The sequence below is a fragment of the Gemmatimonadota bacterium genome (assembly GCA_026706345.1).
GTDB lineage: Bacteria > JAAXHH01 > JAAXHH01 > JAAXHH01 > JAAXHH01 > JAAXHH01.
Genome location: JAPOYX010000036.1, coordinates 1 through 12,599, shown reverse-complemented (window position 1 = coordinate 12,599; position 12,599 = coordinate 1). Strand labels below are relative to the sequence as shown.

The window sequence follows — 12,599 nt, the reverse complement described above, 5'->3', positions numbered from 1 at the left end:
TTTTGATTTCTGCAGGCAATCCTAATTGAAGCGATCGTCCTGAATTGAAGCGATCTACCTGTACACTTCGGCCAGGAGTTCGTAGGACCGCAGCCGGGCTTCGAAATCATGGGTGATTGTGACGGCCATGACTTCCTCGGAACCGAACTGATCGGCGAGCCGGTCGATAGTATCCCGGACCTGTTCCGGGCTGCCCACGGCCGCCAGGCGGAACTTGTCGTCCAGGAAGGCCCGTTCGGCCTCGCTGAAACGGTGCTTTTCGGCCTCCTCCCCGGTGGGTACGACATTGCTGGGCTTGCCGGAGGCAAAGCGGGCGAAGAGCAGGTCCCGGCTCAGGGCGAGACGCTGGGCCTCGGCCTCGGTGTCGGCGCAGATGACGTTGACCGCGATGCAGGTGTCCGGCTCCGGCGTCTGTGCGGAGGGCTCGAAGTAGTGGCGATAGAATTCCAGGATGCGCGGGTCGATGTTACTGTTGATGAACAGGGCGAAATTGTAGGGTAGCCCCAGGCGGGCGGCCAGCATGGCGCTTTCGGGGCTGGAACCGAGCATCCACACGGGAGGCGGGGACAGGATAGGCGGTGTGACGCGCGGCTCGAAATCACGGTTCTGCAGGATCTCCACCAGTTGGGCGACGAGTTCGGGGAACTGCTCGAACCGGGGTCCCGCGCCGGGCGCCAGCATCCGGGCGGTCTTCATGTCGCCGCCGGGCGCTCTTCCGACCCCCAGGTCGACGCGGTCCGGATAGAGATTCGTGAGCACGGAGAAGCTTTCGGCGACCTTGAAGGGACTGTAATAGGGCAACATGACCCCGCCGGAACCGATGCGCATCTCTTCCGTGGCGGATCCGATGGCCGCGAGCAGCACCTCGGGCGAACTGCCGGCCAGGCAGTGGGCATTGTGGTGCTCGGACACCCAGAAACGCCGGTAGCCCAGTCTTTCGGCCTCCCGGGCCAGGGTCAGGGTTTCCTGGAAGGCCTGCACGGCCGTTACGCCGTCACGAACCGGGGACTGATCGAGGATGGATAGATTCATGGTTTAATGTCCTGCTCCTTACGCAGTGAAAACAGCGATTCAAATATCGTTTGTGCGGCGCCGAGACAAAAGTCGTTCATGCAGAGACGCGGCCTACCAGCCGTTTGTGCGTCGCCGAGCCCCTACCAGCCGTCCACGACGTGTCCCGCGCCGGGGAACCAGGCCGCGTCCACCAGGAAGGTGAGGAATACGCCCACGGCGTAGCCGGCGATAATGCCGATAAACAGTGGCTGGCCCCGCCGATAGAGCGACACGCCCCCTAGCCGGAGGACAGCGGATTTGACTACCCAGACGATCAGGATGGAAAGGAATGCCATATCCGCCGCGTAGGTGGTGACGATCCCGAATCCCACGGGATGAAGGGGCCAGAAGTGTAGCCGGTGATGGGCCCAGATCAGAAACGCCGAAATCAGTACGCCGTTCAGCACCATAGTCAGCTGCGACCGCGTCATGGCCTCCGGATTCGTAAGAAAAGTCTCCAACTGCGTCCAGTAGCCCTTCGCGCCCGATTCGAAACCGCCTGCCTTGAGATGGGACGCCCCCATGTCATACCCCAGGTAGAGCGTGTACACCAGGGCCGTCATGAAACCGATGGCCAGCGAAAGCGCGATGGCGCCGAACACCCCCCGGCCCACGCCGCCCATGCCGTCGCCGACCTTGGCGGCGTGCGCCATGGAACACATGCCAAGCGTCCGCCAGTTTCTCGTAAAGGTCTGGCACAGCCACATCCCTGTGATGGTCCGGGCGTTGATATTCTCCGACCCGACGAACCTGAACGTGATTTCGTTGGCGCTGTTGTACGGCAGGTCCAGGGATGCCAGGCCGGTTTCGGCCACCACGCGGGTTACGCCCATGTACAGCACCAGGAGCACGAACATCATGAGCGCTACGACCCAGAGCGTCATGCCGGTGCTCCACAGGAGGAAAACCATGTAAATCGAACCGCCGGCGAAAGATAGCACGGCCGTACGGTACGAAAAGAACTCCCGGGAATCATCGATTTCAGGGGCCTTTCCCAGGGCCTTCCGGAGCACATCGCGGATATGCCTACGCGCCATCCACAGCCCGAACAGCACGAAGACGAAAAAACCTGACAGGTGCTGGAAGTGCATCATCTCCTGCGGACCCGGTACGCCCACACGCGTCATCACCCCCTGCTGTACGATGCGGATGAGGTAGAACACCCAGACGCTGAGCAGTACTTCCACTCTCGTGAAGTATGCCACGCCGATCAGCAGGAAGTTGACACGTACCTGGATAGGATGGAAGGCTTCGTACAGCGTGAGCGGGAAAGCGTGTCCGGCGCCGAGCGGGATTGAGGGCATGAGGTCGAAGAAGCTGAACATGTTCCAGGTCATGATGAACAGCGTGATGCCGAAACCCCACCAGAACAAGGGCACACGGGCAATCCTGGGCAGGAGGGCCCGATCCTCGGCGCCGTCGACAAGCGCCAGGGGCACCTGGGCCAGCGGAAAGGCCAGGCGCTCGTGTTCGACCCACTGCTTCCGTAGCATGACCATGATCGAAGCGCCGACCATGAACAGGGCGATGTAGAAGGTCACCCACCAGAACATGGGTACGAACCAGATCTGCCAGCGTATGTTCCGCGTGGAATACACGCCTTCGTAGAACTGGTTCAGTCCGCCCAGGTGGTCCCGGACGACCAGCCAGGACGGCAGATAGTCGAGGAAGAGGTCCGCCCAACGGTTCTCGGGACTGGCGTGGTAGAACGGACCGCTGATGATCGATATCGCGTAATTGCTGAAGGCCCAGCCCGGTATGACGGAAGCCGTGAAGACCAGGAAGAAGATCACGACGAGTTCCTGGCTGTTGAAAGGACGGCTGAAGCCGGTGAATTTAAGCAAGGGATTCACCAGGAGGACCATCAGGACGAAGGGCAGCAGCGCCGCGACCGGCAGGTGAGTGACCGTGATGAATGAGCCGCGCGTGACGAATTCGGAGGCGAGCGACCAGATGGTCAACAGGATGGTGAAGACGCATCCTATGGCCACGGCCCGAAGGGTGAGGCCGGCGGAAACGGGTCGCGCTGCGGGCGGGGTACCCGATGTGTGTCGTTCGGAATGTGGTACCGTGGCAGTAGACATGATAGCGAAGGGATGCGCGCGGTGGCTGAATGTGATGTAAATGGCCGAAACAACCAGTCAGTTCCGAATCACGCGCTTTCTACGCATGCCCGAAGCTTCTCAAGTCCTTTTCGTGCCGTTGCCACCGGTCCCTCGGCCCAGTAGGCCGGATTGAACAGTTCGAGCGAGAGCATGCCCCGGTATTCCTGCCGTTCCAGGCTGGCCACGATCTCGTCCCATGGCGCTTCACCGTCACCCGGGTAGACCCTGTGTTCATCTTCGATAACCGCGCGCACTGGCACCGAGGGATAGTCGTTCACGTGGACCAGGCCCAGACGGCCGGGATCGAGGTAGTCCATGCCCCGCTGGTGCCCCGAGCCCTTGTACATGTGGAAGATGTCCGTAAGCAGCCTGGCGTCCCGCACGCCGCTTTCGGCGGCCACGAGCAGGGCTTCTCCGACCGTGCCCAGCGTGCGGGCCACGCCCCAGAACTCCAGCAGGGGTTTCGGGGAGAAATCCGAAACGGCCTCCGTCAGTTCGGCGAATCTCCGGGCGACGGAAAAAAGGTCGACCTGCCGGTCGTGGATCCCCTTCGGGGCCGTGGCTACGAAAGGGCATTCCAGGACCTGTGCCATTTCGAAGCACCGTCGCGCTTCTTCCAAGCCCCGGGCATGCCGATCTTCTTCGGGGACCGCCCACTCGAAAAACGCGATCAGGTTTACGATCCGTATGCCGCGGCCAGCGGCGCGGTCCCGCAACTGTTCCAGCGTGCCGCCGCCTTCGACCCAGGCATCGATTTCCTCGACCCAGGGTTCGATGCCCTCGTACCCGGCGTCGGCCGCGATATCCACGTATTCCAGCACGGTAGCTCCGGGCGTTCGGATCGTACTGGTATTGAGGCAGTATTCAAAACGTCCCATCGTATGCTTCCCTTCCGTTAGACTGCCGTATCGACCCATGCGGGCCGGGTATGGCCGGGTTAAATGAAGGTCATTGTTTTCCGTGATTTAGGCTTCGAGTCAATTTAGTTGCGAATTATAAAAAAAAGTACCCTTTTAGCCGGTTTCGGCTATATTGTATACCGCAAAAACGAGCACCCTGCCTATTGTGATGCCAGAACAATTGTGAGGTACGTTTCGAGCTTCCCGAGGTCTGTACTACTCCTCTGCTTTCTTCTGTTTTCCCGGGCGGCCGCCGGCCAGGTGACCGCAACGGATGCCATTGGATCCACCCTGACCCTCCAAGGTATTCCGGACAGAATCGTATCCCTCATCCCAAGCCACACCGAGGTACTTTTCGCCGTCGGTGCGGGAAGTTCGGTCGTGGGGGTCACGAACTACTGCGACTATCCGCCGGAAGCCCGGGAAATCGAGAAGATCGGCGACGTCACGGCCATGAGCCTTGAAAAAATCGTCGCTCTCGATCCGGACCTCGTGCTCGCCTCCAAAGGAAATGCCAAAGAACTGGTATACAGCCTGAAGGCGCTGGGTGTCCCGGTTTTCGTACTGGACCCCCAGTCGATCGAGGATGTACTCGGCGCGATCGGCACAGTGGGCAAGCTTGCCGGGCGGGAGGAAGCGGCACGCGAACTCCTCGACGGCTACCGGCAAAGGCTGGCCGCGGTGGCGGAGCGGATCGGCGATCTGCCCGAGAGCGATCGACCCACTGTATTCGTAGGCAGTCCCTTTCGGGACGAAAACTGGACACCCGGCCCCGAGACGTTCACCTCGGCGGTGATTAATCGGGCCGGGGGCCGCAACGTGGCCGACGACCTGCCGCCGGGTACGTGGGCGGTGTACAACCTGGAAAACATCGTTGCCAGGGATCCCCAGGTCCTCCTGTCCACGCTGGGCGAAGGACAGGACACGGAGGAAGCTCGTGCGAGATTCCTCGAAAGGGCGAAGTCGCTGAAAGGCTGGCGGGACCTGGACGCCGTGCGCAATGAACGCGTCGTCCTGATCACCGAGAACTGGCTGCTTCGTCCCGCGCCCAGGCTCATTGACGCTATCGAAGTCCTGGCGGGCGCCTTGCATCCTAATCTTTCTAATGTCCCTGACTGAAGATACTGAACGACACTGAACCCAACTGCGCATCTTCCATGCCCCTGATCAACAGGATTCCATCCGAACTGACCCGTCTGATCCAGTCCGACCTGCCGGCAGGCGAGGACAAGACCGATCTTATTTTCGCCTGCAAGACTGACCTGGCGCCGGACGGCCGCATCGAAGAATCGATGCTGGTCGTGACCCGGCGAAACTTGGTGGTGGCAACGAGGTCCGAAGAGGAGTGGACGCTGTCACACACCTTGTCCCTGGCGGAGATCACTGATCTTACCGTGGAGCCCCTGGTCGGCGTGAGCGCGCTCATGGCCACGGTGGACGGGAGAAACATCAGGCTGCTCCGGTACACCCACGCCGTGGCGCAGGATATGTCTGACGCCGTCGAGTCTTTGCTGCACCTGATCGGTCCAGACGGAAGTCCGGATCACACGGAGCCCGTTACCGAGGAACCGGTCCCGGACTGGTCGAGCCGGGAGGCCCACCTGCGCACGTTCCGGCGCCTGTGGTCTTTCTGCCTGCCCCACTGGCGCACGCTGGTCATCGCCATGGCGGTCACGATCGCCGCCTCGGCCATCGACCTGCTGCCCCCGTACCTGACGATGATCCTCGTCGATCAGGTCCTTGTGGACCAGAGCATGTATATCTGGCTTCCTTTGATCGTCGCGCTCCTGGCCGTTTCCCGGATCGTGCATACAGGGGTGACCATCATAAGCGGGAGAATGCTGGCCGTGCTGGGCGACCGCCTGGCCTACGACGCGCGGTCCGAACTGCTGAACGTCCTGCAGCTTCTGCCGCTCAAGTACTACGATATGCAGCAGACAGGCGGCCTAATGGCCCGCATCGCCCGGGACGCCAAGTCGATCCACTACTTCTGGATCGATTTCGCGCCGCAGGTGGTCCAGCAGGGACTGCTCGTGATCGGCATGACCGCGGTGCTGTTCTACCTCAACTGGGAGCTGGCGCTCCTCGTCCTGGTCCCCATTCCCGCCATCATCTACGCCTCGATCCATATCAAACGGTATCTGATGTGGTTCTACGGCAGGTCGTGGGACAGCTGGGCGACCTTCTTCGAGCGGGTGAACGACGCGCTGGCCGGCATCCGAGTCGTCAAGATCTTCGCCCAGGAGAAACGGCAAAGCCGGGACATGCAGCTCGAGAACGAGAAAGTGTTCACGGCCGAACGCAACATACATGTCCGTTCGCGCACGGTACGCCCGCTGCTCGCGTTCATCGTGTCTGTCGGCGGACTGCTCGTCTGGTGGTTCGGTGGCCTCCAGGTGCAGTCGACTGAAATGACGATCGGCATGCTGATGGCCTTCTTCCTTTACCTGGCCATGTTCTACAGTCCCGTGCAGCAATTGACCAGCATGGCCGACTGGATCCCCGAGATGATGACGGCCATCACCCGGACCTTCGAGGTCATCGACAGTCCCATCGAGGACTACACGCCGGGCGGGACCGTCGACGTACCCCGTTTCGAGGGACGCCTGGAGCTGCAGGACGTCAACTTCGGCTACGTGGCGCACCAGCCGGTACTGAAGGGGATCAACCTGCATGTCGAACCGGGCGAGATGATCGGACTCGTGGGCCACTCGGGCGCGGGGAAGTCCACGCTCATCAAGCTGATGTGCCGTTTCTACGACGTCGACGGCGGGAGGATCCTGATCGATGGAATCGACGTGCGCCGGATGGAGCTGATGCAGCTGCGCAGCCAGATCGGCTACGTGGAGCAGGACCCCTTCCTGTTTTCCGGTTCCGTAGCCGACAACATCCGCTTCGGCAACCAGGAAGCGTCCCGGGAGGCGATCATCAAGGCCGCCATCAACGCGAACGCCCACGAATTCATCGTCAAACTGCCCGATGGATACGATACCCCCGTAGGCGAACGGGGCGGCAGGCTTTCCGGTGGGGAGCGCCAGCGGGTCGCGATCGCCCGGGCCATCCTGCACGATCCGAGGATCCTGATTCTCGATGAACCCACGTCGGCCCTCGACCTGGAAACGGAAAAGAAGATCCAGGAAGCCCTGGGACGGCTTATGGAGGGACGCACGACCCTCGCAATCGCCCACCGCCTGTCCACCCTGAGAGACGCCGACCGCCTGCTCGTGCTCAAGAACGGCGAGCCGGTGGAACTGGGCACCCACGAGGAGCTGCTGGACCGGCAGGGCGAGTACTACCGGCTGGTCCAGCTGCACACAAACGTCTCCAGCATCGTAGGCGTGGAGGGATAAGGCATGTCCTTTCTAGACCCGGCCGCCATACGGCTCGAACGACGGGACAACCAGCCTCCCACCCTGTCCATCGCGGGCGACCTGTTCTTCAACGTCAAGATCCGCCAGGCCTTTCCGCTTTCGCAGGAGAGCCGGTACATCACGTTTTTCGACCAGGAAGACGAGTACCTGGGCGTCGTGTCCGACCCGGCGTCCTGCGACGAGGAAACCGGTCGCATCATCCGGGATGAGGTCGAATGGCGCTATTTCCGCCCGAGGATAACGCGCGTCGTGGAAATGGAGGGCCGGGGAGGTACGTCTCTATTCTCGGTGGAGACCGACCGGGGTGACGTCAAGATCCCGATGCGGGACCTGAGGGAAGGCATGATGGAACTGTCGCCCGGTCGTATCCTGATCACGGACGAGCACGGCAACCGCTACGAGATCCACGACCTCGACCAACTGGACCGGCGCAGCCGCCGCCTGATCCGCCGTCTCATCTGACGCTAATCCGCCGCATAACCTGACGGCGCTGTTATATCCGCTAGTTCAACAGGATCGGCGCGATCTTCGCATAAGCCGTCTTGAACCCCAGTACGGCCAGGTAGATCCCCACGCCCAGCAGGACCATCAGGATCGTGCCAATGGCGAGCAAGAGCGGCTTGCTTTCGGCGAACCGTTGCTTGAGGCGCTCCACCTTGGCATAGATCTCGGGATACTTCCGCTCCAGCCGGTCCAACATCCGCCGGGCAAAGGCGTAACGCGTGGACAGGATCGTCAGCCCGATCACGATGAACAGCACCCCCTGCAGCAGGGGCAGGAAGATGCCCAGGGCCCCGATGACGATAAAGGTCCATCCGAAAACGGACTGCGCTATGCGTAACAATAGTTTTTGCTCTATTTTGTTTATTCCAATCGATTAACGGTAGATCCAGTTGCGTTTAAGTCAGTCCAGAAACGCGAGGGCTTCCCGCATTTCGTCCAGGTCCTTGGCATCGCCCTGGCGTTCCGCGACGACGATACCTCGTTCGTAACATCTGCGTGCTTCTTCATCGCGGTCAAGTTGTTCGTAGACCCGTCCGGCCTGGTGATAACCCGCGGTGTAGTCCGGCGATGCCGCCATGAGCCGTTCCAGGATACCGGCCGCTTCTTCGAGCTGGTTCGAACTCACGTATTCCAGCGCGATCGCGTATTGAATGAAAGGATCCTCGGGGTCCTTACTTGCGAGTAACTCAAGCTGTTCGAGGCGCGAATTCATGCCGCGCATCCTCCGCGAATCGTACGTGTATACCGTGTATCTACACTAAACTCGCTGTGTATCTACAATGTATTTCCTAGATCAATGAACGGGACTGGCATCCGTCCACGTTGATGCAGGCGCCGGTCACCCAGCTCGCCCGGTCTGACGACAGGAAGACCACCACGTCCGCGATCTCTTCGGGCTTGCCGAAGCGCCCGGCCGGGAGCTCCTGCTCAATGAACTTGCCGATGCCCTCCGGGTCCGCGTCCATCCGCTTTTGCCAGTTCCCCCCGGGGAATATGATCGAGCCCGGCGCCACCGTGTTCACGCGGATGCCGGTCTTGGCCACTTCCTTGGCGAGTGTTTTGCCCATGGAGATCTCCGCGGCCTTCGTGGCGTTGTAGGTGGCGGGACCGCCCGCTTCCCGGCCGAAGATCGAGGAGATCGTGATAATAGAACCGCTTTCCTGCGCGCGCATCGCCGGAAGCACGGCCCGTGTCGCCCGCACGGCGGCGAACATGTTCAGGTTGAACACGTGAAGCCATTCGTCATCCGATACATCGTCGAAGGGATTCCAGACGCTGCCGCCCACGTTATTGACCAGGACGTCGATGCGTCCCCAGTGCTCCAGCGTCGCCTCAACGACCCGGTCGATGCCCTCCGCCGTGGTCAGGTCTCCCGCCGTCGCCAGCGTCTCGACGCCCTTCTGCGCAACTTCCTTCTCGGTCTCGAGCAGCCGCTCTTCACCCCTGGCGCTCAGGCTGACGTGACATCCCTCCTCGGCCAGGCCCAGGGCGATTGATCGCCCAATGCCCCGGCTTGAGCCGGTAACCAGCGCGACTCTGTCTTTTAATCCCAGATCCATTTCATTCCCTTTCGTTAGTGTCCTTGATCGTAAGTAACCACGGGCCGGCTACCTGCGAACATGCCGCCGCCAGCCTTCACCTGCTCTCGCCTGGTTTCGCCTGGTCTCGCCTAGTCGACCGGTTCGAACAATATCTTCATGCCTTCTTTGTTCAACAGCCTGTGGAACGCATTATCCCACTCGGTTAATGGAACCACGTCCGACACGATTGGTTCCAGTTCGATCCTTCGCTGATCCAGCATCACCATGGTGCGGTCCCAGGCATCGAGCGAACCGGCGAAGGAGGTCCGGATGTCTATTTCCTTCAGTTCCGCCGGGAAGAAATCCACTTCGAAAGGGCCGCCGTGCAGGCCGATCTGCATGATGGTGCCCTGTTTCCTCACCAGTTCGATCGCCGATCGGGTGGCCGCCGCCGACCCGGAACATTCGTACACCACGTCGGCGCCGTAGCCCTGGGTCCGGTCCCTGACTAGCTCCAGCAGATTGACCTCGTCGATGTCGACGGTCTCGTCCGCCCATCGGGCCCCGAGTTCGAGCCGTTCGCTATCGGCCGAGGTGCCGGTCAGGATGACGTAGGCGCCTTCCGCCTTCGCCACCTGCGTCGTCAGCATGCCGATGGGGCCGGGGCCCGTCACCACCACCACATCCCCCGCGGTGATAGACGTGCGTATGGAGACGGCCTTTACGCAACAGCAGAGGGGTTCGCTCAAAGCGCCGATGGTGAGGTCCAGGTGTTCCGGAATCCTGCGCAACGCCCAGGTGGGCATGACCACGTACTTCGTGAAAACGCCATGCACCCCGCTGCCGATGGACAGGCGGCTGTCGCAAAGACTGTGCTGGCCCGCCGTGCAGTACCTGCACACACCGCAGACGACGGTGGTCGGAATGCCGGTCACCGCGTCGCCCGGCCGGTAATCGTCCGCGCCGGCCGCCTCGTCCACGATGCCGGAGAACTCGTGGCCCATGATCACGGGCGGATTGTAGGGGTATTCGTCCTTGTAAATATGGATGTCGGTACCGCAGATTCCCGCGGCCCGGATCTCCACCCTGACCTCCCCGGAACCAGGCTCCGGAACGGGCATGTCCCGGACTTCCATATTGACCGGTCCATAGTCGTATTTGACCAGTCCTTTCATCCTCGAGTCCCCTTTGCGCGTGCGCCATCGACATGGGCGGTTTGAATATAGGGCGGAGGGTTTTGGTTGACAAGATCAAACACATTAATGCGTTGACACCCGGCAGGTGCGTTCTTAAGTTGAGCACGGACCGGAACAACACGCCAAGCCCCCGTAGCTCAGTGGATAGAGCAACGGTTTCCTAAACCGTTGGTCGGGTGTTCGACTCACCCCGGGGGTATTCCCGGTCTCCGCCCGTCTCTCATGTTTCCCCCGCTTCCCCGCGCAATCAGCAGGAGGGTCTTCATGTCCGATCTGTCCCGGTACATTCAGGAAACGCCGCTTATCGACACCCACGAGCATCTCAGGTTTGAAGAAGACTGGGTCGCCAACGGGCCGGACGTGCTGCAGGACCTCTTCGAGAACTACGTCCCGGCCGATCTCGTGGTCGCGGGCGCGTCGCAGGAGGACGTCAACGCCTTGCTGGATCGCGGCAAAGGGGACGTGGCGAGCCGATTCGATCCGGTCCGGAAGGCCTGGGAAGCCGTGAAGCACACTGGATACGGAGAAGCCGTGCGCATCCTGGCTAAGGACGTATACGGCATGGACGAGATTACGGTCGAGGGCGTCGTGGCGGCGCAGGCCGAGAACGAGCGGTTGCGAGCCCCGGGCCACCGCCTGGCGCTGTTACGGGACCGCGCGGGGCTCGATCACGTGCAGACCGACAACTTCTGCTGGGCATGCGAGCCGGACGTCTCCGGTCCCGAATTCTTTCTCTACGACCTGTCCTGGGCGGGATTCTGCAACGGCGAGGTGCCGTGCGAGAAGATAGCGGAGGAAACGGGAATTACCGTAAACAGCCTAGGTAGCCTCCGCGACGCCATGGCCGCGATTTTCGCGAAACACGGTTCACACGCCATCGCGGTCAAGGCCCAGCACGCCTATTCCAGGACGCTCCGATGGGTGGAACGCAGCGACGAGGAAGCTGCCAGGGCCCTGGACATCGTCCTTCGCGATCCCGATGGTGCGCCAGAGGAAGCCAGACTGTGCCTGGGGGACTGGTGTTGGGCGCGGGGCGTCGAGCATTCAATCGAACACAACCTGCCGTTCAAGATCCACACCGGATACTACGCGGGCCACAGCCGGATGCCGGTGGACCGCATCAAGAGCGGAAACATGTGCGGGCTGCTTGCCCGGTACCTCGATGCCCGGTTCGTGCTGATGCACATCGCCTATCCGTACAGCCACGAGCTGATCGCCCTCGCCAAGCACTATCCCAACGTCTGGATAGACCTCTGCTGGGCCTGGTCCATTGATCCGTTCAGTTCCTGCGATTTCGTCCGCCGCTTCATCCACGCCGTGCCGATCAACAAGCTGTTCGCCTTCGGCGGGGACACCGGCTGGCCCACCAGTGCCTATGCCTACGCCGTTCAGGCGCGGAGGTGGCTCAGCCGCGCCCTGGAGGCCGAGGTCGGGGACGGCCTCCTCACCGAAAAACAGGCGATGGACGTGGCGCTCCGGCTCATGCAGACCAACCAGCGGGAGTGTTTCGATATCGCGGGTACGCAGGGGCAGATCGTGCGAACCCTGGAATCCGTCGAGGCCTAAAAACGGGTTGCACTCCGGGGTGTCGAAGCATATATTGAGCGCGAATTTAACAGGCCACGATAGCTCAGCTGGTAGAGCAATTCATTCGTAATGAATAGGTCGTCGGTTCGAGTCCGACTCGTGGCTTTCAACCCCTTAGGTTTTCTCTAATCAAATGCAGATTCTTCGTGTTGAAAATTCTCTGTTTTTTTTGAACTTTACGTCCCTACGTGCACATCACTCTCTATCACCCATGAGTCAGAACGAATATATGAATATCCTGTTACAATCCCCTCAAACAGTGACATCAAGAACGAAGGCGATGTTTTGTTTGAAGTGGATCTGGTTGATGGTTTTATCGATACGGCACGGATCATAGGGTCCTCCGGATACCCGGAAGTGGACG

Annotated in this window: 11 protein-coding genes and 2 tRNA genes; 6 read left to right on the top strand and 7 right to left on the bottom strand. The window is 61.0% G+C overall.

Features of this window, described 5'->3' with window-relative positions:
- Positions 1 to 54: 54 nt before the first annotated feature.
- The 3 genes from OXG98_03755 to OXG98_03745 form a co-directional block, all read right to left on the bottom strand.
- The gene (locus OXG98_03755; protein ID MCY3771122.1) at positions 55 to 1,032 is read right to left on the bottom strand and encodes an LLM class flavin-dependent oxidoreductase; all 978 of its coding nucleotides are present in this window, start codon (positions 1,030 to 1,032) and stop codon (positions 55 to 57) included.
- Positions 1,033 to 1,154: 122 nt separating this feature from the next.
- Positions 1,155 to 3,044: a hypothetical protein gene (locus tag OXG98_03750; protein ID MCY3771121.1), complete on the bottom strand. Its 1,890-nt coding sequence runs from the start codon at positions 3,042 to 3,044 to the stop codon at positions 1,155 to 1,157.
- 161 nt (positions 3,045 to 3,205) lie between these two features.
- Positions 3,206 to 4,036: a sugar phosphate isomerase/epimerase gene (locus tag OXG98_03745; GenBank protein ID MCY3771120.1), complete on the bottom strand. Its 831-nt coding sequence runs from the start codon at positions 4,034 to 4,036 to the stop codon at positions 3,206 to 3,208.
- Positions 4,037 to 4,318: 282 nt separating this feature from the next.
- On the opposite strand from OXG98_03745, the gene OXG98_03740 reads away from it, so the two are divergent.
- From OXG98_03740 to OXG98_03730, 3 genes are read left to right on the top strand one after another with little or no spacing between them, the layout of a single operon-like run.
- Positions 4,319 to 5,176 carry an ABC transporter substrate-binding protein gene (locus OXG98_03740; protein MCY3771119.1) on the top strand — a complete coding sequence of 286 codons (858 nt, stop codon included), beginning with the start codon at positions 4,319 to 4,321 and terminating at the stop codon, positions 5,174 to 5,176.
- A gap of 38 nt (positions 5,177 to 5,214) precedes the next feature.
- Positions 5,215 to 7,407: an ABC transporter ATP-binding protein gene (locus tag OXG98_03735; GenBank protein ID MCY3771118.1), complete on the top strand. Its 2,193-nt coding sequence runs from the start codon at positions 5,215 to 5,217 to the stop codon at positions 7,405 to 7,407.
- Between the two features lie 3 nt (positions 7,408 to 7,410).
- Positions 7,411 to 7,890, top strand: a complete 480-nt coding sequence (locus OXG98_03730; protein MCY3771117.1) for a DUF1854 domain-containing protein — start codon at positions 7,411 to 7,413, stop codon at positions 7,888 to 7,890.
- Between the two features lie 40 nt (positions 7,891 to 7,930).
- On the opposite strand, the gene OXG98_03725 is transcribed toward OXG98_03730, so the two are convergent.
- The 4 genes from OXG98_03725 to OXG98_03710 all read right to left on the bottom strand — a co-directional run bounded on the left by OXG98_03725 (position 7,931) and on the right by OXG98_03710 (position 10,627).
- Positions 7,931 to 8,272, bottom strand: a complete 342-nt coding sequence (locus OXG98_03725; protein ID MCY3771116.1) for a PGPGW domain-containing protein — start codon at positions 8,270 to 8,272, stop codon at positions 7,931 to 7,933.
- A 60-nt stretch (positions 8,273 to 8,332) separates the two neighbouring features.
- A complete protein-coding gene (locus OXG98_03720) occupies positions 8,333 to 8,644 on the bottom strand; it encodes a hypothetical protein (GenBank protein ID MCY3771115.1) in 312 nt (103 codons plus the stop codon).
- Positions 8,645 to 8,720: 76 nt separating this feature from the next.
- Positions 8,721 to 9,491: an SDR family oxidoreductase gene (locus tag OXG98_03715; protein MCY3771114.1), complete on the bottom strand. Its 771-nt coding sequence runs from the start codon at positions 9,489 to 9,491 to the stop codon at positions 8,721 to 8,723.
- Positions 9,492 to 9,601: 110 nt separating this feature from the next.
- Complete coding sequence (locus OXG98_03710) at positions 9,602 to 10,627, bottom strand: zinc-binding dehydrogenase (GenBank protein MCY3771113.1); 1,026 nt, start codon at positions 10,625 to 10,627, stop codon at positions 9,602 to 9,604.
- Positions 10,628 to 10,774: 147 nt separating this feature from the next.
- On the opposite strand from OXG98_03710, the gene OXG98_03705 reads away from it, so the two are divergent.
- The 3 genes from OXG98_03705 (at position 10,775) to OXG98_03695 (ending at position 12,340) form a co-directional block, all read left to right on the top strand.
- A tRNA-Arg gene (locus OXG98_03705) sits at positions 10,775 to 10,847 on the top strand.
- Positions 10,848 to 10,912: 65 nt separating this feature from the next.
- Positions 10,913 to 12,214: an amidohydrolase family protein gene (locus OXG98_03700; protein MCY3771112.1), complete on the top strand. Its 1,302-nt coding sequence runs from the start codon at positions 10,913 to 10,915 to the stop codon at positions 12,212 to 12,214.
- 53 nt (positions 12,215 to 12,267) lie between these two features.
- Positions 12,268 to 12,340: transfer RNA gene (locus OXG98_03695), tRNA-Thr, on the top strand.
- Positions 12,341 to 12,599: the final 259 nt, after the last annotated feature.

Coding starts and splice junctions, on each gene's coding strand:
- OXG98_03745 (MCY3771120.1), bottom strand. CDS start 4,036: ATGGGACGTTTTGAATACTGCCTCAATACCAGTACGATCCGAACGCCC.
- OXG98_03730 (MCY3771117.1), top strand. CDS start 7,411: ATGTCCTTTCTAGACCCGGCCGCCATACGGCTCGAACGACGGGACAAC.
- OXG98_03700 (MCY3771112.1), top strand. CDS start 10,913: ATGTCCGATCTGTCCCGGTACATTCAGGAAACGCCGCTTATCGACACC.
- OXG98_03715 (MCY3771114.1), bottom strand. CDS start 9,491: ATGGATCTGGGATTAAAAGACAGAGTCGCGCTGGTTACCGGCTCAAGC.
- OXG98_03755 (MCY3771122.1), bottom strand. CDS start 1,032: ATGAATCTATCCATCCTCGATCAGTCCCCGGTTCGTGACGGCGTAACG.
- OXG98_03735 (MCY3771118.1), top strand. CDS start 5,215: ATGCCCCTGATCAACAGGATTCCATCCGAACTGACCCGTCTGATCCAG.
- OXG98_03710 (MCY3771113.1), bottom strand. CDS start 10,627: ATGAAAGGACTGGTCAAATACGACTATGGACCGGTCAATATGGAAGTC.
- OXG98_03720 (MCY3771115.1), bottom strand. CDS start 8,644: ATGAATTCGCGCCTCGAACAGCTTGAGTTACTCGCAAGTAAGGACCCC.